We start from the raw sequence: 22947 nt of genomic DNA, 5'->3' as shown, positions 1-22947 counted from the left end.
CAATGCCCCCATTTACCATCCCAGTTTCGCCGACATCCGCAGCCTATTCAGAAGACGGGATCACCAGCACTTTTACTTCTCCTGGGAGCGCTTTGTTAGCAATGATGACGGGGGCCTCGTCGAGGGTCACGCGCCGGGAAATCAGCCGGTCGACGTCAATTGCGCCAGTGGCCACGAGGTCGGCTGCCCGGCGGTGCACAAAGGGATTGATGAAGGACCCTTGCAGGCGCAGCTCGCGGAAGAGAATGTCGAAAGGCTCGATCTCCACCTTCTCGCCCCGCGGCAGCACGCCGAGAATGACGACCGTCCCGCCCGCCTTCGCCAGGCGTGTCGACTGCATCACTGTTTCTGCCACGCCGGCGCATTCGATCACGACATCGACTCCTCCAGGAACGAGCCCGTGCGGCCCAGAGATCGCCTCGATCACGTCGCCGGCGGTGGGATCGACCGTTGCCGTCGCCCCGACCTCCTCCGCCAAGCCGCGCTTCGATGCCTGCCGCGTCGAGAGAATGACCGTCGTCGCACCCGCCAGCCTTGCAAGTTGAACGGTCAATAGACCAATAACGCCGCCCCCGAGAACCGCCACCGAGGACCCGGCACGGATACCGGCGTTGTCTATGCCGCGCAGACAGCAGGCGAGGGGTTCGCAGAACGCTCCGTGCACGGCATCGAGGCTAAGCGGAATTTCGAAGGCCTGTTTCTGCGGGACCAGCACGTACTCGGCGAAACCGCCATCGCGGTGAATGCCGATGGCGCGCAGATTGAGGCAGAGATTTACTCTGCCAGCTTGGCACTGTGGGCAGCGGCCGCAGGAAATATTGGGGTCGCCGGTGATTCTCGCTCCCGGTTTGATCCCGTAAACGGAGTTCCCGGCCCTCACGACGATGCCGCAGAATTCGTGACCGAGGGTGACCGGAGGCGTGGACGGAAACTCCCCGTGAAGGAGATGCCGGTCGGTCCCGCAAATGCCGCAGGCTTCCACTTTGACGAGCAGATCGTCAGGCCCGGGTTCGGGCACCTCGACGTGCCGAACGGAGATTTTGCCGATCGCTTCCAGACGCACCGCTTTCATGCATGCTCCTCCGACCACCGCACCATAGGAACGCGAAAGCGCCAGGTCGTCAATCTGCCGGAAAATCGAACCCGCAAGTTGCAGAGAAAAAGACCGGCGGATGAAACCGCCCTGCAGCGATTGCGTTTTACAGGGATTGCAGCGCAGGCATATAAATGTTCAACGCGCCAAGTGGCGACGTCTCCGGAGGAAAGATCATGGAATGGAAGGGCCGCCGCCAGTCCAGCAACGTCGAGGATCAGCGGGGCGCGGGCCCCGGCGGCCTTGGAGGCGGCCCCTTCGGCCGCGGCGGCGGGTTTCGCATTCCGACTGGCGGCGGCATGCGCCGCGCCGGCGGCGGCCTGAGCTTCGGAACGATCATCTTCCTGGTCATTCTCTATTTCGTCCTCAAAGCCATGGGCATCGACATGCTCCAGGTCATCGAAGGCGGCCCGGTGAACATGCCGGGCTTCGAGCAGAGTGATGGTTCTCAGGCGCCGCGCGGCTCGGCGGAAGAAGAGGAGATGAAGGCCTTCATGGCGACGGTGCTGGCGGAGACGGAGGACACCTGGAACGGCATCTTCCAGGCTGGCGGCGAACAATACGAGGAACCGAAGCTGGTGCTTTTCAGCGGCGCCGTCCAGTCGGCCTGCGGTTTTGCCTCCGCTGCCTCGGGGCCATTCTATTGCCCCGGGGACCGCAAGGTCTATCTGGACATGACCTTCTTCGAGGAACTGGCGCAGAAGTTCGATGCAGCCGGCGACTTCGCGCAAGCCTACGTGCTGGCGCACGAGGTCGGCCATCACGTCCAGAACCTGCTCGGCGTCCTTCCGAAATTCAATCAGATGCGTCAGCGCATGAGCGAGGCCGAGGCGAACCAGATGTCGATCCGCGTCGAACTGCAGGCGGATTGCTTTGCCGGAATCTGGGGCAAGTACACCGAACAGAAAGGCATGCTGGAGCGCGGCGACCTCGAAGAGGCCCTCAACGCCGCGACCCAGATCGGTGACGACACGCTGCAGAAACGCACGCAAGGCTATGTCGTGCCGGAGAGTTTCAACCACGGAACCTCGGAGCAGCGGATGAAGTGGTTCAGACGCGGCTTCGACAGCGGCAGGATGTCCGACTGCGATACCTTCTCCGGTTCGGTTTGATCGCTTCGGATCCGGACAAAGCCCGGTTCCCGCGATCCCTCATCGTTCGCTGTCCATATGGACGAGCTGCGCCTCGGGATAGCGTGCGCCGGCGGCGGCGCCCCTCGGAACTGCACGCTCGATCGCGGCGAGATCGTCGGCGTTCAATGGAACCGACTGCGCGCCAAGCGCTTCGGAGAGGCGATCGCGCCGCCGGGCGCCGACCAGCGGCACGATATCGCCGCCCTGAGCGGCAACCCAAGCGATGGCGATCTGCGCCACAGACGCTCCCTTGGCCGCCGCCACGCGCCTCAGCGCTTCGACCAAGGCTAGGTTCTGATCGACATTGCCGGCCTGAAACCGCGGGCTCATCGCCCGAAAGTCGCCGGTTCTGGCCGCATCCTTCCGCCAGTGACCGCTGATGAGGCCGCGCGAAAGCACGCCATAGGCGGTGATGCCGATGCCGAGGTCGCGGCAGGTTGGGAGAATCTGGTCCTCGATCCCTCTGGAGATCAGTGAATATTCGATCTGCAGATCGCTGATCGGGTGGACGGCGGCGGCGCGGCGGATCGTCTCCGCTCCGACTTCGGATAGGCCGATGTGTCGAACATAGCCCGCCTTCACCATATCCGCGATCGCACCGATCGTCTCTTCGATCGGAACCTCCGGGTCGAGGCGGGAGGGGCGGTAGATATCGATATAATCGACCCCCAGCCGCTGAAGGCTGTAAGCCAGGAAATTCCGCACCGCCTTCGGCCGTCCGTCATAGCCGGACCAGCCGCCCGCCACATCGCGCAGCGCGCCGAATTTGACGCTCAGCTGCACCTGATCGCGATCCCGGCCGGCGAGCGCCTCGCGGATCAGCATCTCGTTATGGCCCATGCCGTAGAAATCGCCGGTGTCGAGCAGGGTGACCCCGGCATCGAGAGCGGCATGAATTGTCGCGATGCTTTCCGCGCGATCCGCCGGACCGTACATTCCAGACATTCCCATGCATCCGAGACCAATCGCCGAAACGTCGGGTCCGGACCTGCCTAGCGAAACCATATGCATCTGACTTCTCCTTGGTGAAACCTTGCGGTTGTTTCCTTCGCTGCAAGGTTTACTCGGGATCGCTCTGTGCGATAATCCAGCATTCACAACACAGCTTGTACGGATTTTCGCACAATGAATGAGCTTCCTTTAGCAGATCTCGACGCCTTCGCGGCCGTCGCGCACGCTCGCAGTTTTCGGACTGCGGCGAAGAAGCGCGGCGTATCGGCGTCGGCTCTGAGCGAAGCCCTGCGGCGGCTCGAATCGAGGCTGGGCGTCAGGCTGCTCAACCGCACCACGCGCAGTGTCACCGTGACCGAAGCGGGCAGGCGCCTCTTGGAGCGGCTGGCGCCGGCGCTCGGCGAGATCGCCGGGGCGCTCGAACAGGTGGCGAGCGAACGCGACAACCCGGCCGGGACCCTACGCCTCAATGTGCCGACGATCGTTGCACGCGAAATTCTGCCGCCGATTGTCGGTCCTTTTCTCGCGGCGCATCCGGCGATCGCCTTGGAGGTGACCGCCGAGGATGGTTTCATCGACGTTCTGGCCGCTGGTTTCGATGCGGGCGTGCGTTACGAGGAACGTCTCGAGAAGGACATGATCGCGATCCCGATCGGACCGCGTGTGCAGCGCTACGTCACGGCCGCCGCTCCGGCCTATCTGGCCCGGCATGGCGTGCCGCAGCATCCGCGCGATCTTCTCGACCACGCCACGATCCGTCACCGTTTCCAAAACGGCATTGCACTGGCGTGGGAGTTCGGGGAGGATGAGGCGGCAATCACCGTGTCACCGCCGGCAACCGTCCTCGCCAATTCGATCGATCTCGAGATCAGTGCCGCTGTTGCCGGGCACGGCATTATCCGGACCTTCGAAGAATTGGTGATGCCCGAAATGAGAACTGGCCGGCTGGTGCCGATCCTCGAAGACTGGGTGACCAGCTTCCCCGGACCATACCTCTATTACGCGGGCCGGCGGCACTTGCCGGCGCCGCTACGCGCCTTTGTCGATTTTCTGAAAGCACGGCAGCGGCAGCCGTCGCAATGAATACACGCGACACACGAACTACCATTCATTCCTGTGATCATTCCGATAAGAAGCTTTGAAATGTTCTTGGATTGTTTCGCTGCAAGCGATGCGATAAACCTTATTTGGTGAGATCGTTCATGTTCTGTCTCCGTTTCGGCGGACAGCGGGGAGGAGCTTGATGCTCGACAAGATATTTGTTCGACGCGGCTTGTTCCTCGTCTTTCTGATCCTGCTTTTGGACATCATGGGCATCGCCATCATCGTGCCGGTGCTGCCCAGCTATCTCCAGGAACTGACCGGGGCGAGCGTCGGCGAGGCGGCCATCGAGGGCGGCTGGCTGCTGCTCGTCTATTCCGGCATGCAGTTCCTCTTCGCGCCCTTGATCGGCAATTTGAGCGATCGATTTGGACGCCGGCCGGTCCTGCTTGCCTCGGTGTTGACCTTTGCGATCGACAACCTGATCTGCGCCGTGGCAACGAGCTACTGGATGCTCTTCGTCGGGCGAATCCTCGCCGGGATAAGCGGCGCGAGCTTCGGAACCGCTTCCGCCTTCATCGCCGACGTCAGCGACGATTCCAATCGCGCCAGGAACTTCGGGCTGATCGGTATCGCCTTCGGCACCGGCTTCGCCCTCGGGCCGGTCATCGGCGGCTTTCTCGGGGAACTTGGCCCGCGCGTTCCCTTTTATGGCGCGGCAGCGTTGTCCTTCGTCAATTTCGCCGTGGGCGTGTTCCTGCTTCCCGAAACACTCGACCCGGCAAATCGGCGCCGCTTCGAGTGGCACCGGGCCAACCCGCTCGGCGCGCTGAAGCAGATGCGCAACTATCCGGGTATTGGCTGGGTAGGTCTCGTCTTCTTTCTCTACTGGCTCGCCCATGCCGTCTATCCGGCCGTCTGGTCCTTCGTTTCGTCCTACCGCTACGGCTGGAGCGAGGGTCAGATCGGGCTGTCGCTCGGCATTTTCGGCGTCGGCGGAGCGCTCGTCATGGCCCTCGTCCTGCCGCCGGTCGTGGCGAAACTGGGCGAGCGGAGGACGGCAACGCTCGGCCTGACCTTTACGGCGCTTGGCATGGCGGGCTACGCGGCCGCCTGGCAGGGCTGGATGGTCTATGCCGTGATCGTCGCGACAGCGCTCGAGAGTTTGGCCGACCCGCCGTTGCGTAGCATCGCTTCCGTCCATGTGCCGCCGTCGGCGCAGGGCGAGCTGCAAGGCGCTCTCACCAGCATATCGAGCATGACTACGATCCTCGGTCCGCTTCTCTTCACGCAGATATTCTCGCTCTTCACCAGGCCGGAAACGGTCTATTCATTCTCCGGCGCGCCCTATGCGGTGGCGGCATGCCTCATCGTCGCAAGCCTGTCCGTCTTCCTGTTGAGGGTGCGGCCCGTCCCGAGCGATGCGTTCGAGAATGCAGCGCGGGGTCCGACAGACACTCCGCAGGGGCAGTTCGCCAGGAGATCCGAAGCGCCTGCGGATTGATCAATTTTCTTGATAGAACGATGAAAAATTAAGCAGCGACGCCCTTGTCGCTGGCGCGCGTTCCGGTGGTGCTGTAATTCGGCTTATTCCTAGAGTTTGATCCTATCCATTGCGCCGCAGAGCGAGGATTAGTCCATGCTGACCGCGACCCGAGAATTTGTGCCTGCGCAAACCGACAATTCATGGGGCACCCACTTTCGCGCCAGCATCTATCTCGGCGTTCCCTTCATCGGTGCCCAGCTTGCGCAGCTTGCCATCAATACCACGGACGTGCTGATGGTCGGCAGGCTCGGGGCGGTTCAGCTGGCCGCGATCATCCTTGCCACGCAGTTCTTCTTCACCGTCTTCATCTTCGGCAGCGGCTTCGCAAATGCCGTGGTGCCGATGGTCGCACAGGCCCAGGGCCGGGGAGATCGTACCTTGGTTCGCCGCTCCGTGCGCATGGGCATGTGGGTGGTTTTGCTCTACGGGCTCATCACCGCGCCGGTCCTCTGGATGGCCGAGCCGATCCTGCTTCTCGCCGGCCAGAAGCCGGAGGTTTCGGCTCTTGCCGCGGAGTATCTCCGCATCGCCCAATGGGCGATCTTTCCAAGCCTGATCTTCATGGTGCTGCGGGCGTTCCTCGCCGGCCTGGAGCGGGCCGGCATCATTCTTTACGTGACGCTTGCGACCTTGGTTCTCAACGCCGTGCTCTGCTATGTGCTGATCTATGGCCATTTCGGCTTTCCGGCGCTCGGCATTTTTGGTGCTGCGGTCGCGGCGCTGGGCGTGGCGCTGCTCGGTGCAGCGCTGACGATCGGCTACATAGGCGGCCAGCCTGAACTCAATCGCTACGAGCTGTTCGTGCGCTTCTGGAGACCGGACTGGCCGGCTTTCCGCGAAGTCATCTATCTCGGGGTCCCGATTTCGGTGACCATCCTTGCGGAAGTGAGCCTCTTCACCGTCGCTTCTCTGCTCATGGGAACGATCGGTACCATCGAGCTTGCCGCGCACGGCATCGCCCTTCAGTTCGCCTCGATCGCCTTCATGATTCCGCTTGGCCTCGCCCAGGCGGGCACCGTGCGCGTCGGCCTCGCCTATGGCAGCGGCGATCTTGTCGGCGTCCGGCGTTCCGCCGTTGCAGTACTCGCCCTCGGCTCCGGGTTCGCGGCCATCGGCAGCACAATCTTCGCGCTGCTTCCATATCAGCTTGCGACGCTCTATCTCGACACCGGCCGGCCGGATGCCGCCGAGGTGCTGGCCTTCGCCGGTCCGCTGATTGTCATCGCCGGGGCTTTCCAGTTGGTGGACGGGCTCCAGGCGATCGCCGCCGGGATGCTGCGCGGCCTCAAGGACACGACGGTGCCGATGATCATGGCGATGATTTCCTATTGGCCGATCGGCTTCGTCTGCGCCTGGGCTTTCGCCTTTCCGCTGAACTTCGGCGGCGTCGGGGTGTGGTTCGGCTTCGTGCTGGGGCTGGCGGCTGCCGCCTTGCTGCTCAACTGGCGCTTCTTCCGCCTTATCCAGTCGCTGCGCGCCCAAACTGCAGCTTGAGTTGCTTGGGCGCTATGGAGATCGGCAAAAGAATAGCCGGACGGGCAGGGGATGCCGTCCGGCTGGGAATGAGCGGCCTCATCAGGGGAAGAAACAAGACCGCTTGGTGTGAAACTTCCTGGCAGAAGTTTCCTGGAGGCATTTCATTTCAATGCGACGGCGACGCAATCTGCGATGCAGCCGCCGTCATTTTCTCCTCAGCCCATCCGTTGCTACCGACAATACCGTCACGCGGTCACGGGCCTCGCTGCGAAGCGCATTGATCGTCGCAAAAATCATCGCGAAAAACATCGCCATCGAAAACAGTGCAAGTCCCATGGCCGTCTCCTTTCGTCTGCTAAACGGCGCGCCCTATTGAAAAGTTCCGTTCACTTGTTGTTTCACGCTACAACTTCCGGTGTGAAACCCGCTTGAACGTCGCATTCATCTAGCATTCATTCTCCGATAGCCGCTGTTTCCGGCGGAACAGGGAGAGACGGATCGCGCCGCCCTTGCGATCAGGCGCCGTCCGTGACAAAAGGCTTCACCAACGGAAACAGGCGCGATGACCACGGCTTTCTATCCCGGCTCCTTCGATCCGATGACGAACGGTCATCTTGACGTGCTCGTTCAAGCGCTCAACGTATCGTCGAAAGTGATCGTCGCGATCGGCATTCATCCCGGGAAGGCGCCGCTCTTTTCGTTCGAGGAGCGTGCGGATTTGATCCGCCGGTCGCTAAGCGAATTCCTCCCAGAAAGGGCGGGGGACATCGCCGTCGTTTCCTTCGACAATCTGGTCGTGGATGCGGCCCGCCAGCATGGCGCAAGCCTTCTTGTGCGCGGATTGCGGGACGGCACCGATCTCGACTATGAGATGCAGATGGCCGGGATGAATCGGCAAATGGCGCCGGATATTCAGACCCTGTTTCTGCCTGCAGGGACCGCATCCCGGCCCATTACGGCCACATTGGTCCGCCAGATCGCAGCCATGGGTGGCGACGTCAGCGCCTTTGTGCCCAGGGCGGTCTTTCAGGCGCTGCAGGCGAAGCACAAGGCCTGAGCTTTCACCACGCAAGGAGAACGCATGAAAATCCTTCAACTCGCTTTTGCAGGCGCTCTGGCGCTCGCCACCTTCACGGGAGGCGCCCAGGCGCAGTCGAGCGACAATATCGTGACGATCGAGCTCAAAGACGGCCCGGTCGTCATCGAGCTGCGCCCGGACATCGCGCCGAAGCACGTGCAGCAGATCAAGGACCTGGCCGCCGCCGGCGAGTATGACAATGTTGCCTTCCACCGGGTGATCAAGGGTTTCATGGCCCAGACCGGCGACGTGCAGTATGGCGATATGAAAGACGGCTTTCAGCCGCAGCTTGCCGGCACCGGTGGCTCTTCGAAGCCTGACCTGCCGGCAGAGTTCTCGGATGTTCCCTTCGAGCGTGGTACCGTCGGCATGGCACGCTCGCAGGACCCGAACAGCGCCAACTCGCAGTTCTTCATCATGTTCGCTCCTGGCGACTTCCTCAACGGACAGTACACGGTCGTCGGCAAGGTCGTCGAAGGCATGGAGAATGTCGACAAGATCAAGCTTGGCGACGACGCCAACAACGGCGCCGTCACGGACCCTGACCGCATGATCAGCGTCAAGGTCGGCAAATAAGATCAGACAGAAGGAGAAAGACCATGGCCGAGATCAAGGATCCGGAAAACACGATCATCATGGAAACCACCAAGGGCAGGGTGGTGATCGAGCTTCTGCCGGACGTCGCTCCGGGCCATGTCGCCCGCATTAAGGAATTATCGCGCGAGGGCGCCTATGACGGCGTCGTCTTCCATCGCGTGATCGAGGACTTCATGGCGCAGACCGGCGACGTCCAGTACGGCAAGACCGGCGGCGAGCACTTCAATCCGGCCCGCGCCGGCATGGGCGGCTCCTCCAAGCCGGACCTCAAAGCCGAGTTCTCCGATATCTCGCATGTGCGCGGCACTTGCTCGATGGCCCGCAGCCAAATGCCGAATTCGGCAAACTCCCAGTTCTTCATCTGCTTTACCGATGCTCCCTGGCTCAACAAGCAGTATTCCGTCTGGGGCCAGGTGATCGAAGGCATGGAAAACATCGACCAGATCAAGCGGGGCGAGCCGGTGCGCGATCCCGACTCGATCGTCTCGATGCGGGTTGCCGCCGACGCCTGATTTGCGCTAATGCACGAACCCGCCCCGGTCTGGCCGCGAGCCCGCCGGGGCGGGTTTGCTTTTGTTCGACACTCAGATGCGCGTAGACCTGTTCGATTTCGACCTGCCGGAGACTTCCATTGCGCTGAGGCCAGCAAGCCCGCGCGACAGCGCGCGCATGCTTGTCGTGCGGCCGGAGCCGGTTCTCTCCGACCACGGCGTGCTCGATCTCCCCGCGTTCCTGCGGCCCGGCGATGCGCTCGTCTTCAACGATACGAAGGTTATCCCGGCACAGCTCGAGGGCATTCGCCAACGCGGCGAGGACGTCGCCACGCAGGTCTCGTTGACGTTGCACATGCGCGTCGGGCCCGACCGCTGGAAGGCCTTTGCCCGGCCGGCGCGACGGCTGAAGCCGGGTGACCGGATCGGTTTCGGCCACGGCGGCACTGCCTGCCTGCTCGGCTCGCTCGATGCAACGGTTGAAGAAAAGGGCGAGGCGGGCGAGGTCACGCTTCGTTTCGACCTTTCCGGACCGGTGCTCGATGAGGCGATCATGTCGGTAGGGCACATTCCGCTGCCGCCCTATATCGCTTCCAAGCGGCCCGAGGATGCACGCGACCGTGCCGATTATCAGACGGTCTATGCCCGTGAGGAAGGAGCCGTCGCGGCGCCGACGGCGGGCCTGCACTTCACCGATCGGCTGTTTGCCAGGCTCGACGAGGCAGGAATCGAGCGCCACTTCGTCACCCTTCATGTGGGGGCGGGAACCTTCCTTCCGGTCAAGGCCGACGACACCGACGATCATGTGATGCACGAGGAGATCGGCCATATGGACGCTGCGACCGCAGAAAGGCTTAATGCGGTTCGGGCCCGCGGCGGACGCATCGTCTGCGTCGGAACGACGTCGCTCAGGCTGATCGAAAGCGCCGCCACGGAGGAAGGACAGATCCGTCCCTGGTCGGGGCCGACGGGCATCTTCATCACCCCGGGCTATCGCTTCCGCGCCGCCGACATGCTGATGACCAATTTCCACCTGCCGAAATCGACCTTGTTCATGCTCGTGTCCGCCTTTGCCGGCTTGGACACGATGCGGGCCGCCTATGTCCATGCGATCGCAGCCGGCTACCGCTTCTACTCCTACGGCGATGCCAGCCTGCTCTTCCGGAAAGATCAATGACCGAGACGTTTCAATTCAAACTGCTTGCGACTGACGGCAAGGCGCGCCGAGGCGAGGTTTCGATGCCGCGCGGCACGATCCGCACGCCGGCCTTCATGCCGGTCGGAACCGTCGGCACGGTCAAGGCCATGTATCTCGATCAGGTGCGCGAACTTGGCGCCGACATCATCCTCGGCAACACCTATCATCTGATGCTGCGTCCTGGCGCCGAACGCGTCGCGCGGCTCGGCGGCCTGCACAATTTCATCCGCTGGGAACGGCCGATCCTGACGGATAGCGGCGGATTCCAGGTCATGTCACTCTCGAGCCTGCGCAAGCTTAACGAGCAGGGCGTCACCTTCAAGAGCCATGTCGACGGCGCGCTTTACCACATGTCGCCGGAACGCTCGATCGAGATCCAGGGCCTGCTCGACAGCGACATACAGATGCAGCTCGACGAATGCGTAGCGCTGCCGGCCGAGCCCGACGAAATCGAGCGCGCCATGGAAATGTCGATTCGCTGGGCGGAGCGCTGCAAGGTCGCCTTTGGCGACCAGCCGGGCAAGGCGATGTTCGCAATCGTGCAGGGCGGCGACATTCCGAAACTGCGTGAACGTTCCGCCCTTGCGCTCAAGGGACTTGATCTCAAGGGCTATGCGGTCGGCGGTCTTGCCGTCGGCGAGCCGCAGGAGGTGATGCTCGAGATGCTCGATGTCACTTGTCCCATCCTGCCGGCGGAGAAACCGCGCTACCTGATGGGCGTCGGAACGCCGGACGATATTCTGAAGTCGGTGGCGCACGGGATCGACATGTTCGACTGCGTCATGCCGACGCGCTCCGGACGCCATGGACTGGCCTTCACGCGCTACGGCCGTATCAATCTGCGAAATGCGCGCCATGCCGAAGACCTGCGGCCGCTCGATGAACAATCCTCGTGCCCGGCGACGCGGGACTATTCGCGCGCCTACCTGCACCATCTGATCCGTTCGAACGAATCGCTCGGCGGCATGCTTCTGAGCTGGAACAATCTCGCCTATTACCAGGAGCTGATGGCCGGGATCCGCAAGGCGATCGAGGAGGGGCGTTACGCTGATTTCATGGCAGAGACCCAGGAAGGCTGGCAGCGCGGCGACCTTCCGCCGGTATGACCTCGGGACGCCGAAGGCTCAGAGCGCAGGACCCGGCGCTGTCTGCACCATCATCACACCGTTGATCCTGTAACTACCGTCCGGTTGCGGCACGAGCTCGTAAATTGCCGTCCAGTCCTTGCCGTCGGCTCCGGAGATAAGCACTTCCTGGATCACTTCGTCGCCGACACGCTTCGACCGTCCGAAGGCGAAATTGCCCGGGCGATAGAGGTGCTGATAGCTTTTCTTGACCATCTCGAAAAAGACCGCCTGATCCGGAAATTTCGCGCGGATTCCGGGGGAAGCAAAGGAATAGGCAGCTTCCGCGTCGTCCTCGATGAAAGCTTGGATCTGCGCGCGGATGACCGATTTTGCTCTATCTACAGGGTCTGCCAACGTGCGTCCCACACCGAGCGCGAGCACCAGACAGAGAGCGACGGAGATTGCTCGCATCATGGAGCCTCCATTAGGCTTTCGTCATTGACAGCATATGCTCGGCGGTTCTGTTGTAAGCAACCATCTTCGGCGGAGGGCGTGGTTTCGGCCAGTAGAGATCGGCAGAAAATACTGATTCTACAAACAGTTATTTAGAAGACTTCGACTCGCTTGGGAGAAAGTCACTATTTCGTGATCCGGGTACTGCCTCGGCGCGCGACGCGCTCGCCTTATCCCGCTTGACGGCTATCCGGTCTGCGCTGCGGTGACGGGCGCCGTGACATGCGATGTATTTCTTGCCGGACCCGCAAGGGCAGGGATCATTGCTCCGGCGCTGCAGGCGGCTGATCAGGGGCAGCAATAGCCCGGAGGGAAGAAGCGCGGCGGTCAGAATGGCGAGCTTCGCCGAGATACCCGGTATCACGAGGCGACGGCCGGACCTGAAGCCGCGCCAGGCGCAGGCGGCGACATATTGCGAATCGACCTTGGGCAAGACCTTGAATAGTGCCGCACGGTTGGCGCCCGATCGCTCGAGGAACTCGGTCGACACCGGTCCGGGCGCGACGCAGGTTACTGTGACCCCTGTGCGACGCAGTTCCTGGTGAAGAGCCTCCGAGAACGACCGCACGAAGCCCTTGCTGGCATAGTAAAGAGCCATGTAGGGGCCAGGCGTGAAGCTCGCGACCGAGCCGAGATTGATGACGCCGCCGCGGCCGCGCGACATCATGCCAGGCAGGAAGCGAAGGGTAAGATCGGTCAGCGCGCGTATGTTGAGATCGACGATGCCGAGCTGATCACCGGCGGGCAACACCGTCGCGCTGCCGCGGAGGCCATAGCCGGCGCTGTTGACCAGGACGTCGCAGTAGAGGCCATTGGCCGAGAGAAATGATTCAAGCTCGTGCGCCGCGTCCTTTCCCGAAAGATCCAACGAGACGGTGAACACCTCGCCGCCGCTCTTGATGTCGGCAGCCGCCGCCGTGAGATCGTCCGGCGACCGCGCCACCAGCACGACGGTTGCGCCGTCGCTCGCGGCAGCGCCTGCCATTGCCTTGCCAATTCCGCGCGAGCCGCCCACCACGACGACGGCCGGTCGCAGCTCCATCTGCTCTGTCATGCCGCACCCGAGGCGGCAGCGCGCGCGACTGCGGCGGATTCCGATTGACCGGACAGCTCGGCGGCGATTTCGCCATTCAGGATTTTTTCGAATCGCTCCAACGCCCGCGCCACATTGGCGCCATCCATGACTCGGTGATCGTAGTGGATGCGGACGGTCACCATGCCCTGATCGTCGATCTGGCCGTAGTTGAAGATCGTCGTGAGCGGCGTCAGCGGATTGAGCGACTCGGCCCCGAGCCCCGAATAGACGGACAACTGGAAGGTTCCGAAATGACGGCCTCGGGGGCGGCCGAGATTGAGCCCCAACCACATGAGAAGCCAGCGAATCGGCGCCGGCAGCTTGGCGATCTTCAGGGCTCGCCGGAACTCCTTGACGTCCCTGACCGGACGTGTCCGTGCCGCCTCGATCAGGGCGGCGATTTCGCTGATCGGCCGACGCTCCGGGTTCTTGATCAGGCTGAGAAGCACGGCCCGCTCGCCATCGAGCTCGCGCTCATGGGCGACCGACGCGATGCTACCAGGATATTCGTAGAGCTGTGGTCTCGGCAGCTTAACATAAGCCCGTCGCAGCTCGGGGGTTTCAAGCGAGAGAAGCGCGTATCCTTTTAGGAACAGCACCGTCCAGGAAGGCCTGCTTTGCTGTGCCGTCCGGGCTTTCAACAGCGGACCGAGATTCATCTGCCGCTGCACGGTGACCCTCGGCACACGAATCGAAAAGCGCATCAAATCGCCGACGAGGCGCCGCGGCGCCGAAAGCTTGAGAGCTCGGCCTCGCATCAGGGCACCTCTAGTAGAGATAGGGGATGATTCGCTTGGTCTTTTCCATATAGGCGCGGTATTGCGGGCCGAATGTCTCCAGCATCATGCGCTCCTCCTCGTCCACCCTCAGAATAAATAGGATCGCGAAGCCGACTAACCCGGCAACGCCCATGACCCAGTTCGCCAGCAGAAAGGCCTGTCCAACGCCCATGAGCATGAAGGAAGTGTACATCGGATGGCGCACGAGCGCGTAGGGCCCCCCGCTGATCAGCTCATGCCGGTCGCGAATCTCCAGTGTGATGGACCAGTTGCGGCCGAGTTCCTTGTGCGTCCTGCGAAATACCCACATGGCGAGGGCGAAGACGATGGTCCCAACGGCCACGGCCCAAGCGCTCGCCGGATAGTCGGCCGCCTCGGGGATGCCCGTCACCACATAGATCCCTGGAAGGATTCCGAGGCCGAGCAGCGCCGCAGACAGCCCGATCGTCTCTGAGCCGGAGCGACGATTGCTGACGACCTCCACGCGCTTCGCGCGGCGCTCGTAGGGACGGCGAATAAAGTACCAAGCGACAATGCCAAGCACCCAAATAGTCTGGCCGATGATAGCGATCGACATGCTCACCCTAGCTTACAAGGCTCTTGCGATTTTCAATTGTGCCAATGGCGAGCGGGGAGGGCTCAAGCCGACCGCGTCAGCCGCCATTCATTTCACGGAGCCTTGTAATGAATTCTTGCGGCCTTAGCCAGATGCCCGGGGTCTGATACCCCATGGACCGCGCAATCTCGGCCACGAAGGCATTGCAGTTATAAACCGACGCGTGCCAGACACGCGACTTTTCCTTCAGCTTTCGTATGAAGGCGACCACCTTGTTGTATTCCGCCTCGCTCAGCATGATACGCCAGCTTGCCGACCTGTATTCCTCTTCGAGGTCGCCGTCGCTCGCTCCGGTCTCCGCCGGCACGGGGAAAAAATGTCCCAGAACATAGGGCGCCGCGTCGTTCGTCGCCGGAGCAAGACCTGCCACCTCGGGGTTGATCATTGCTCCCGAGGCATTCGTTCGGCCGAAGACCGCGTAGGTATGGCCGTAGCTCAGCGCATAGCGTGAGCGGAATTCGATGAAATACCCTTGTTCTCGGGTTTGAGAGAGGAGCTTGGCTGACCCGCCGGCCTGGCTGCTCGACACGTAAGCGGGTTGTGGCTTCTTGTCTTGTGTCTGGCACGCCGTTGCAGCGAATGCGACCAGAATCACAGGGAGAAAACGGCTTGATGCAAATGTCATCACGTCACTTCGCTCTGTCGCCGAACTTTATTTTAGCAAAATTTGGGCCGGCTTGTATCAACCAGTGGCGTTTTCGACCGTCTGCCTTGGGCTGATTCGGTCTAAAGGCGCTCCGTGGGAGGCTCTTGGAGTCTCCCACGGAGCAAATTCAGGCGTTACTTGTAAACGGGAGCAGGCTCTACTGCCGGCTCTGCTGCCACAGGCGGCGGAGCCTTCCCTTTGCCCTTGCCGATCGTGTCGCAAGCGGTCAGGCCGGCGACAGAAAGCAACGCAATCATCACGATTAGAATTCTGCTCATCAAGTAGTCCTTTCCTCAATAGTCGGAATGGTTTATCGAAGGCAACACTCCAAGTAATAGTGGCGATCGGCGCCTAGGCCTAGTGCAAGAAGGACACAGTTGGCATCAGCTTTGTCGGTGCGGAACTGTTTAACGGTCACTTCAAAACACCTGGCTTAATTATTTATACCAAATACGCGCGCAAACACCATCAGATGATCAATACGGTGGTCCCGACGGGGGTCCGGCTGTAAAGATCGACGATGTCTTCGTTCGTCAAGCGGATGCAACCGCTCGACACTGCCTGTCCGATCGTCCACGGTTCGTTCGTGCCGTGCAAGCGGAACATCGTGTCCTGCCCGCCACGATAGAGGTAGAGGGCGGATGCGCCGAGCGGATTGTGTAAGCCGCCGGAGACGCCCCCCGCATACTGACGCAGGTGGGGTTTTCGGCGCATCATGTTTTCGGTGGGGGTCCAGGAGGGCCACTCCGCCTTTCGGCCGATTCTGGCCCTGCCCTTGAGGGTGCGGCCTTCCTCTCCGACGCCGATGCCGTAGCGAATCGCCGTGCCGCCGCCCACGACGTAGTAGAGATAACGTTCCTCGGTGTTGACGACGATCGTTCCCGGTGCCTCGCCTCCGTCATAGGCTACTTCCTGCCTGCGGTAGCGCGGCTCGATACGCGTCCTGGAAGCGATTGGGCTCTCGATTGGTCGGACGATCGAACTGCATCCCGTGGCCAGCAAAGCCAGACTACCCAATACGAGCATGCGACGCGTAACATGGTTCTTGTCCATCTTCACCTGCTAAGAAAATACGTGAGTCCCCAGACTGCGTGTTTAACACTGCTGCGCGTGCTGGCCAAGCCTCGCATCTCAGGCGGGCACAAGGAGGTGAATTAAGCCTTTTAAATCAGGGGATTGCATGTTCGATTTGGGACAGTACGAAGGGGCAGACGGCCCGATTCGCTGTCGTTATCCCCTCTCGATTGCGCCAATCCTGCGGCCGCAGATCCGACTCGCGAACGACGACCGGCTGACGTGTTCGAGCGATCGGGCGGCCAGCTTGGCGGATAGATTAAACCCTTGCGGCAACCAGCCGTGTCTGCTCGACTGCGAGTGGGAAGAGGTAAGAAGGATTAAGAGCATGAAACTGGGCTTCGAGGGCAAGATTGCCATCGTAACCGGCGGCGGTTCGGGAATCGGCGCGGCCATCTCGCGGCAATTATGCGGCGATGGGGCAGAAGTCGTCGTTGCCGATCTCAATCCTGAGGCTGCCCAGCAGATTGTCGACGGGATCCGTGCGAACGGGGGTCGAGCCCGCCCTTTCACAGTCGATGTCGCCGACGCCGGCGCCGTCGAGCAACTGGTGGACTTCACTGTCAGGGAATGCGGAGGCCTGAACCTCGCCGTCAACAATGCCGGCGTTGAAGGAGTCCGAAAACCGACGGGGGATTACCCGCTCGACAACTGGCAGCGCGTCATCGACGTCAATCTGAACGGCACCTTCCATTGCATGAAATACGAGATCGCGGCCATGCTGGGACGGGGAGGCGGCGCAATCGTCAATGTGACGTCGATTCTCGCTTCCGTCGCCTTGCCCACCGCAGCGGCCTATACCGCGGCCAAGCATGGGGTCGTCGGGCTGACAAAGACGGCAGCGATCGAGTATGCGCGCATGGGGATCCGCATCAACGCGGTCGGTCCCGGCTGGATCGAAACGCCGCTACTGTCGGAATATGCGGAGCTCGCGAAGACCCGGAGGCTGGAAGCGCTGCAGCCGATGGGCCGGCGCGGCACGCCCGAAGAGGTGGCAGCTCTTGTCTGCTTTCTCCTGTCCGACCAGGCAAGTTTCATCACCGGCAGCTACCATCTCGTGGACGGCGCCTACACCGCTCACTGAGGGGCCTCGCCAGGCACCGCCCGGCTTCCTTGACCGCCCGCCTTCTCTTACAATCCTAGCTGGACACAGAGGAGTTCCGTGATGAGTGAAGACGCCTTCAACATGTCGATCCGCAAATTCCTGAAAGAGGTCGGCATTACCTCGCAGCGAAAGATCGAGGAGATCGTGCGTGACGGGCAGACCGGCGGCAAGAAGCTGAAGGTCCGCATGACGCTGACGGCGGAAGGCACCAGTCTCAACCACGTCGTGGACGGCGAAATCGAACTTCCATAGCCGGTGACTTTGAAGGGAGGGCGAGCTTATCGAGACACCGCCGGCGGAATAGCTAGGTGCTCCGCCATTCCCCGACAGGCAAATTCTTCAACTGAGAATCAAAGATTGCTGGAAAAATTTATCTTCCATGGCGATCCCTACAGTGATGGCATGTGGACCTTCACCTCAGGACGCGGCTCCCATGGAACGCGGCTGTACCTCTGCGGCCCGGAGAACGCCACGCATGTCAAGCGCATGCTTTGAGATTGGCTCCGCACGCATCCGGACGACGCTGCCGAATACGCGGCTCTCAAGCGCAAGCTGGCAGCGGAGACAAACGGCGACTGGAAATTCTACACCGGCGGCAATCGGACTTCGTCGCAAAGATCGTGCGGCGGGCATCTGACTAGCGAGTTCTCGCGATGGCAGGTCGAAGGTGACGTGTTCGAACACCATGTGGTGTCAGGCTTCTCCGTGGGCAGTCGGACGAGAGATGCTGATGCTGGCTTCGGTGTCTCTGGTTTAGACATGTGCGTCTCCTCAGGCGCCGGGTGTACTGCGGGGTCAGCCGGCCAGTCGGTTTTCCGTGACACCGGCCCGCAACCTTCAGGATATGATAGCTCGCGGCAGAGGGCCCCGCAGGCGGCAGCGGCGGAATAGTCAGAGCCAGCGGCGAACCTCGGCCTTGTAGCGGCGGTAGTCGTCGCCGAACTTCGCTTCGAGATAGCGTTCCTCGCGGGCGATCACCTGCGTCTGGATCGCGATCAGCACCAACGGGAGCAAGGCAAAGGCGATCGGCCCGTCGAAGCCGATCGCAAGGCCGGCATAGATAAGCGCCATGCCGAGATATATGGGATTGCGGGTCCATCGATAAGGACCGGTCGTTGCGATGAGGGTCGTTGGCTGCGACGGCGGAACGTTGGTGCCCAGCCGCCGGAGCAGCCCCGCCGCCGCAAGCATCATCGCCGCGCCGGCAACGAATAGCAGCGCGCCCGTCGCGACCAGCAACCGCCAGTCGATGCCGAAAGAGCGTAGGGAGACGAACCGCTCCGCCGCCAGCCCCAACAGCAGCGCTGCAAGATAGACCAAGGGCGGAGGGAAGCGCACACCCGCGCTGTCCGGTTCGACGGCCATGCTCATCTCCAATCCGTGCTCTCAAACCAGCATCGACTGCTGGGCGAAGATACCTGCCATCGCGCCTTGCCATGATGCCGTGGTGACCGAGGGCATGAGGGGGTTGGCGAGGTCGCCGGCGGCGTAGATGCCGGGCATGCTGGTTTCGCGGCGCTCGTCGACCTTGAGGGCGATGCCGAGGGGCGTATCGAGCGTGGCGAGGCCCAGTGATTCATGCAGGTTTGCGGACGGCTTGTTGCGCGGATGCGCGAACAGGATGTCGACCGCGACATCGGGGCCGGTATCGAGCTTGACGGTGGCGCTATGGCCCCCGTGACGGGCGATCTCGGTAATCCGGCCCTCGACGACAGGTATGTTGCGACGCGCCAGATCGGCCCGGATATCCGGCGGAATGTCGTGACCATCGGCGAAGAGCGTCAATCTGTGGGTCCAATCGTGGAACAGCCTGACCTGATTGTGCGACTGCGGGCCGGACCAGACGAGGCCCCAATGCTGGCCGGCGACTTCAAAGCCGTCGCAATAGGGGCAGGGCACGATGGACGTGCCCCAGCCTTCGGCAAAGCCAGGAACATCAGGCATCTGGTCGGCGACGCCATAGCTCAGGATCAGGCGCCGCGCCCCAAGGCTTTCGCCATCGCCAGTAAGGACGGAGAAATCATCGATGGCGCCGGAGACGCTGTCGGCCCGGGCATTGACCAGCCTGATCGTGGGATAACGCGCCAGCTGCTGCCGCGCCTCGGCCAGGATGTCCAGCGGAGGCTTGTGATCGTGACCGAGCAAGCCATGCGAGTGGCCAGCGAAGCGATTGCGCGGCAGGCCGGTATCGAGAACGGTGACCTTGCGGCGGGCACGGCCGAGCTGCAGGGCGCCGGCGAGGCCGGCAAAGCTGCCGCCGATGATGATGACGTCATCCATGGTGAGGGGCTCCGTTTTGCGGATAGAGGGTTGGTTTGGGCTGTGCGGTGGCCTGGGCACGGGGGACGCCAATGGTGTAAAGCGCGGTCAGCTTCAGCAGTGTTCGTCGTTGCATGGCACCCTCGTTTTTCGATTCATTCTTTGGCTTGCATATTTCTGAAACTGCATGGTATCCTAATTCAAGAATAACGATACTGTCAAGGACTGGAATTGTTGTGAGCGAAAATAGTCAGAGCCGGCGCGGCCGGCCCGTCAACGAGGCGCTTGGCCAAACGATAGTCGACGCAGCGAGCGAACTCTTTGCGGAATTGGGTTTTCACGCGACGACATTGGACAAGATCGCCCAGCGAGCGAAAATATCCAAGCTCAGCATCTACAAGCACTTCGAGAACAAGGAGGCGCTGTTCGGGGCGGCCTTTACGGCTCGCTGCCATCAGTTTTTACCACAGGCCCTTTTTGAAGGCGTCGACGGTTCGGTCGAAGATCAGCTCATGGCGGTGGGATCATCCCTGCTTCGCACGCTGTTGCGCCCGGACGTCAGCGGTGTCGAAGCCATGGTCATGGCCGACAAGACCAATCAAAGCTCATTAAGCAAGCTTCATTACGAAGCCGGCCCCGCCCATATCATCGCCCAAATCGAGGCCCTGTTGCGTCAGTTGCACGCGAAGGCGGTTCTGAACGTGCCAGATCCCCTCCGGTCCGCCCGCTTGTTTGCTGCGCTTTTCAAAGGATGCGATCTCCTGATTATCGCACGCTTCGATCAGGCGAGAGCAGAGGACGACAACGAAATCGAATCCTATTGCCGGTCGGCCGTTGCCATGTTCATCGCCGCGCACGGTGGCAACGACCACGCAGGCGGATAGCCTAGTTAGGATCAAAATCAGGATGTTGGTCGATCCTGCAATCAAACGGGATTAAGCCATCGCCGGCTCGCGGGAGCGGCGCGGCGGCGCTTGCGGCGGCCTTGCAGCATATGCCGATAGAGCTCCAGCGCATAGTCTTCCTTGCCGTAGATAAAGCGATAGATCGTCTCGCTGCAGACGCGGACTGCGCTCACGCCATCGGCAAGCAGGCGACCGGCGATCTGCTCCGGCGACCAAAGCGCCTTCCGCTGCTCGATCCACGTAATTGCGGGTGACGCCTGAGCTTGCGAAGCCGTCGCGACGCTCCTTGGAGATGTCGTTGGCAATGCCGCTGTAGTAGCCGCTGTATTCCGGAGACTCGGCATCGTGAAAGGTGTTGCGCTTCAGCTCGCGGTAGATCGTCGAGCGATGACGGCCGAGCTGCCGAGCAATCTCGGCAACCGAAACCTTGCGTTCCATCAGCTGATGCAAACGACGACGATCGGGAAGGGTGAGCTGCGAATAGCAAAGCGACATGCAAAAAATTCCAAGGGCCAACTCATTGTCTTTATTGCCATGTCGCACTTGGAAATAGAATGTACCCCGGCCAATAGAAAAATCGCATAAGATAGATTATGGAACTAACCCATCGGAGATAATTCCACTATTTCAATCCGAATCAAAAGCTTGCAGGCAAATCTTGTCAGGCAGCCTTTACGCCTCTTCGGCGGTCGGCACGTCGACTTCGAGCTCCAGCCGCATCATGTCATAGGCCGGCTCGACATGGTCCGGCGTCTCGTCGCGCACGACTTCATAGTCGAGCGGCACATGCATGTGCGTCAGTACGGCGCGCTTCGGCTGCAGTCGCTCGATCCAGCCGAGCGACTGCACCAGCGACAGATGGCTTGGATGAAACTTGTATTGCAAGGTGTCGATGACCAGCAGATCGAGTTCGCTCAGCTTGCCGATCGTCTCGGCCGGAAAGTCGCTGACGTCGCTGCAGTAGGCAAAATTGCCGATGCGGAAGCCGAGCGAATGGATGTTTCCATGAAACTGCATCAGAGGCTGGAAGGCTATCGATCCGCCGGCGCCGTGGACGATAACCGGCGGAAGATCCTCTGGGATGACATGCGGTTCGACGATCGGCGGATATCCGCTGCCGGGCGGCGCTTCCAGGCAGTAGCGGAATCCGTCGCGAATCCGAGCCATGGTATAGGCGTCCGCCCAGATCGGCACACGCCTGCGGTTTTCGATGACGAAGCCGCGCAGATCGTCGATGCCGTGCAGATGATCCGCATGCGCATGCGTGTAAAGCACGGCGTCGATGTGGCACACATCGGCCGCCACCATCTGGGTGCGGAAATCGGGGCCTGTGTCGATGACGACGGTCGTCTTGCCGCCGTCCGGTGCGAACTGCTCCACGAGCAGCGCGGCGCGCAAGCGGCGATTGCGTGGATTTGACGGATCGCAGGCACCCCAGTCGCCGGTGATGCGCGGCACCCCGGGCGACGAGCCGCAGCCCAGGATGGTGAAGACCCGCCGAAACGCCACGTCTAGAGCCTCGGCATCTTGGAAAAGATTCGCAAGGCGTTTTCCGTCGTGATCTCCGCAATTTCCTCTTTCGTGACGCCGATTGTTTCGGCGAGGACGTCGGCCGTGTGCGCAACATAGGCCGGCTCGTTGCGCTTGCCGCGGAAAGGCTTCGGCGCCAGATAGGGCGCATCCGTTTCGACGATCAGGCGATCGCGCGGGATCGTCTTGGCTATATCCCTCAGTTCCTGAGACTTCGGGAAGGTCAGGATTCCCGAAAAGGAGACATAGCCGCCGAGATCGACGCCGGTGCGCGCCAGGTCGGCTCCGGAAGAGAAGCAGTGGAGAAGGAAGGGGAAGGCACCCTTCCCCGCTTCCTCCGTCAGGATCGCAGCCATATCCTCGTCCGCCGACCGGCTGTGAATGACGAGCGGCAGCCCGGTTTCGCGCGCCGCCGCTATATGGCGACGCAGACCCTCCGCCTGCGCATCTCGCGGTGCATTGTCGTAGAAATAGTCAAGACCCGCCTCGCCGATCGCCACCACCTTCGGATGGGCCGACAGGCGCACGAGGTCCTTCGCCGTGATGTCCAGCTCTTCGTCGGCGTTGTGCGGATGGGTACCGACCGAGCAGAAGACGTTCTCGTATTTCTCGGCGATCACCAATATCGACTCGAAGCGCTTCACGCGGGTCGAGATTGTCACCATCTGGGTCACGCCTGCCTGCCGGGCGCGTTGGATGATCTCGTCGCGCTCGGCGTCGAAATCCGAAAAATCCAGATGGCAGTGCGTGTCGATCAGCATCCGTTCGCTCTCG

The 22947-nt window shown here is 61.6% G+C and carries 25 protein-coding genes and 3 pseudogenes; 13 read left to right on the top strand and 15 right to left on the bottom strand.

The genetic code is table 11. The features are described from left to right. Positions 1-43: 43 nt before the first annotated feature. Positions 44-1072, bottom strand: coding sequence for a zinc-dependent alcohol dehydrogenase family protein (locus tag CO664_RS07670; RefSeq protein WP_097538310.1), 1029 nt, complete (start codon positions 1070-1072; stop codon positions 44-46). A 197-nt stretch (positions 1073-1269) separates the two neighbouring features. Between CO664_RS07670 and CO664_RS07665 the strand changes: the two genes are divergently transcribed. Next, on the top strand, positions 1270-2205 hold the full coding sequence (locus CO664_RS07665) for a neutral zinc metallopeptidase (RefSeq protein ID WP_097524829.1): 936 nt from the start codon (positions 1270-1272) through the stop codon (positions 2203-2205). A 39-nt stretch (positions 2206-2244) separates the two neighbouring features. Here CO664_RS07665 and CO664_RS07660 read toward each other — a convergent pair whose 3' ends face one another. Beyond that, positions 2245-3237 carry an aldo/keto reductase gene (locus CO664_RS07660; RefSeq protein ID WP_097538309.1) on the bottom strand — a complete coding sequence of 331 codons (993 nt, stop codon included), beginning with the start codon at positions 3235-3237 and terminating at the stop codon, positions 2245-2247. A gap of 114 nt (positions 3238-3351) precedes the next feature. On the opposite strand from CO664_RS07660, the gene CO664_RS07655 reads away from it, so the two are divergent. The 3 genes from CO664_RS07655 (at position 3352) to CO664_RS07645 (ending at position 7258) form a co-directional block, all read left to right on the top strand. Then, positions 3352-4260, top strand: a complete 909-nt coding sequence (locus CO664_RS07655) for a LysR family transcriptional regulator (protein WP_097524831.1) — start codon at positions 3352-3354, stop codon at positions 4258-4260. 160 nt (positions 4261-4420) lie between these two features. Then, positions 4421-5722, top strand: coding sequence for a TCR/Tet family MFS transporter (locus CO664_RS07650; protein ID WP_097524832.1), 1302 nt, complete (start codon positions 4421-4423; stop codon positions 5720-5722). A gap of 135 nt (positions 5723-5857) precedes the next feature. Beyond that, positions 5858-7258: an MATE family efflux transporter gene (locus tag CO664_RS07645; protein ID WP_097538308.1), complete on the top strand. Its 1401-nt coding sequence runs from the start codon at positions 5858-5860 to the stop codon at positions 7256-7258. 186 nt (positions 7259-7444) lie between these two features. On the opposite strand, the gene CO664_RS31555 is transcribed toward CO664_RS07645, so the two are convergent. After that, positions 7445-7576: a hypothetical protein gene (locus tag CO664_RS31555; protein WP_037425134.1), complete on the bottom strand. Its 132-nt coding sequence runs from the start codon at positions 7574-7576 to the stop codon at positions 7445-7447. A gap of 226 nt (positions 7577-7802) precedes the next feature. Here CO664_RS31555 and coaD point away from each other — a divergent pair, with 226 nt between their 5' ends. The 5 genes from coaD (at position 7803) to tgt (ending at position 11710) form a co-directional block, all read left to right on the top strand. Then, complete coding sequence (gene coaD, locus CO664_RS07640) at positions 7803-8297, top strand: pantetheine-phosphate adenylyltransferase (RefSeq protein ID WP_097538307.1); 495 nt, start codon at positions 7803-7805, stop codon at positions 8295-8297. 24 nt (positions 8298-8321) lie between these two features. Then, complete coding sequence (locus CO664_RS07635) at positions 8322-8894, top strand: peptidylprolyl isomerase (RefSeq protein ID WP_097524835.1); 573 nt, start codon at positions 8322-8324, stop codon at positions 8892-8894. A gap of 23 nt (positions 8895-8917) precedes the next feature. Beyond that, positions 8918-9427, top strand: coding sequence for a peptidylprolyl isomerase (locus tag CO664_RS07630; protein ID WP_097524836.1), 510 nt, complete (start codon positions 8918-8920; stop codon positions 9425-9427). Between the two features lie 76 nt (positions 9428-9503). Continuing rightward, entirely contained in the window at positions 9504-10583 is a 1080-nt protein-coding gene (gene queA / locus CO664_RS07625) for a tRNA preQ1(34) S-adenosylmethionine ribosyltransferase-isomerase QueA (protein ID WP_097538306.1), read from the top strand. Then, positions 10580-11710, top strand: a complete 1131-nt coding sequence (gene tgt, locus CO664_RS07620; protein ID WP_097538305.1) for a tRNA guanosine(34) transglycosylase Tgt — start codon at positions 10580-10582, stop codon at positions 11708-11710. Before queA ends, tgt begins: the two co-directional genes overlap by 4 nt. A gap of 18 nt (positions 11711-11728) precedes the next feature. On the opposite strand, the gene CO664_RS07615 is transcribed toward tgt, so the two are convergent. The 7 genes and pseudogenes from CO664_RS07615 to CO664_RS07585 form a co-directional block, all read right to left on the bottom strand. Further along, positions 11729-12145 (bottom strand): DUF4864 domain-containing protein, encoded by a 417-nt coding sequence (locus tag CO664_RS07615; RefSeq protein ID WP_176536511.1) that lies wholly within the window; start codon positions 12143-12145, stop codon positions 11729-11731. Positions 12146-12392: 247 nt separating this feature from the next. Then, a pseudogene (locus CO664_RS07610) lies at positions 12393-13238 on the bottom strand (SDR family NAD(P)-dependent oxidoreductase); the annotation flags it as partial. Further along, positions 13235-14017 carry a 2-oxo acid dehydrogenase subunit E2 gene (locus tag CO664_RS07605; protein ID WP_037425178.1) on the bottom strand — a complete coding sequence of 261 codons (783 nt, stop codon included), beginning with the start codon at positions 14015-14017 and terminating at the stop codon, positions 13235-13237. The gene CO664_RS07605 and the pseudogene CO664_RS07610, both read right to left, overlap by 4 nt. A 10-nt stretch (positions 14018-14027) precedes the next feature. Further along, complete coding sequence (locus CO664_RS07600) at positions 14028-14615, bottom strand: protein-S-isoprenylcysteine O-methyltransferase (RefSeq protein ID WP_097538303.1); 588 nt, start codon at positions 14613-14615, stop codon at positions 14028-14030. 76 nt (positions 14616-14691) lie between these two features. Next, positions 14692-15279, bottom strand: coding sequence for a hypothetical protein (locus CO664_RS07595; protein ID WP_097538302.1), 588 nt, complete (start codon positions 15277-15279; stop codon positions 14692-14694). A 155-nt stretch (positions 15280-15434) separates the two neighbouring features. Next, positions 15435-15578, bottom strand: coding sequence for a hypothetical protein (locus CO664_RS07590; RefSeq protein WP_037383394.1), 144 nt, complete (start codon positions 15576-15578; stop codon positions 15435-15437). Positions 15579-15768: 190 nt separating this feature from the next. Further along, positions 15769-16353 carry a L,D-transpeptidase gene (locus CO664_RS07585; protein WP_097524838.1) on the bottom strand — a complete coding sequence of 195 codons (585 nt, stop codon included), beginning with the start codon at positions 16351-16353 and terminating at the stop codon, positions 15769-15771. A gap of 349 nt (positions 16354-16702) precedes the next feature. On the opposite strand from CO664_RS07585, the gene CO664_RS07580 reads away from it, so the two are divergent. The 3 genes and pseudogenes from CO664_RS07580 to CO664_RS31660 all read left to right on the top strand — a co-directional run. Beyond that, on the top strand, positions 16703-17458 hold the full coding sequence (locus CO664_RS07580; RefSeq protein ID WP_097538301.1) for an SDR family NAD(P)-dependent oxidoreductase: 756 nt from the start codon (positions 16703-16705) through the stop codon (positions 17456-17458). A gap of 81 nt (positions 17459-17539) precedes the next feature. Beyond that, positions 17540-17731, top strand: coding sequence for a DUF6494 family protein (locus CO664_RS07575; RefSeq protein ID WP_037425191.1), 192 nt, complete (start codon positions 17540-17542; stop codon positions 17729-17731). Between the two features lie 291 nt (positions 17732-18022). Next, a pseudogene (locus tag CO664_RS31660) lies at positions 18023-18370 on the top strand (hypothetical protein); the annotation flags it as partial. On the opposite strand, the gene CO664_RS07565 reads toward CO664_RS31660, so the two are convergent. Together CO664_RS07565 and CO664_RS07560 are read right to left on the bottom strand one after the other, a co-directional pair. After that, positions 18371-18844, bottom strand: coding sequence for an isoprenylcysteine carboxylmethyltransferase family protein (locus tag CO664_RS07565; RefSeq protein ID WP_037425193.1), 474 nt, complete (start codon positions 18842-18844; stop codon positions 18371-18373). Positions 18845-18865: 21 nt separating this feature from the next. Then, a complete protein-coding gene (locus CO664_RS07560; RefSeq protein ID WP_097538300.1) occupies positions 18866-19759 on the bottom strand; it encodes an NAD(P)/FAD-dependent oxidoreductase in 894 nt (297 codons plus the stop codon). A 215-nt stretch (positions 19760-19974) separates the two neighbouring features. Between CO664_RS07560 and CO664_RS07555 the strand changes: the two genes are divergently transcribed. Beyond that, the gene (locus tag CO664_RS07555) at positions 19975-20622 is read left to right on the top strand and encodes a TetR/AcrR family transcriptional regulator (protein ID WP_097538299.1); all 648 of its coding nucleotides are present in this window, start codon (positions 19975-19977) and stop codon (positions 20620-20622) included. An 83-nt stretch (positions 20623-20705) separates the two neighbouring features. On the opposite strand, the pseudogene CO664_RS07550 reads toward CO664_RS07555, so the two are convergent. The 3 genes and pseudogenes from CO664_RS07550 to CO664_RS07540 all read right to left on the bottom strand — a co-directional run. Further along, positions 20706-21138: pseudogene (locus CO664_RS07550) on the bottom strand (helix-turn-helix domain-containing protein); the annotation flags it as partial. Between the two features lie 177 nt (positions 21139-21315). Beyond that, entirely contained in the window at positions 21316-22152 is an 837-nt protein-coding gene (locus tag CO664_RS07545; RefSeq protein ID WP_097538298.1) for an MBL fold metallo-hydrolase, read from the bottom strand. Positions 22153-22154: 2 nt separating this feature from the next. Next, complete coding sequence (locus tag CO664_RS07540; RefSeq protein WP_037424465.1) at positions 22155-22934, bottom strand: TatD family hydrolase; 780 nt, start codon at positions 22932-22934, stop codon at positions 22155-22157. Between the last annotated feature and the right edge of the window lie 13 nt (positions 22935-22947).

Source organism: Sinorhizobium sp. NG07B, assembly GCF_002532005.1.
In the GTDB taxonomy this organism is placed as follows: Bacteria; Pseudomonadota; Alphaproteobacteria; order Rhizobiales; family Rhizobiaceae; genus Sinorhizobium; species Sinorhizobium fredii_C.
Note: the sequence above shows the minus strand (reverse complement) of the source record. Positions and strands in the feature narration are given on the sequence as shown.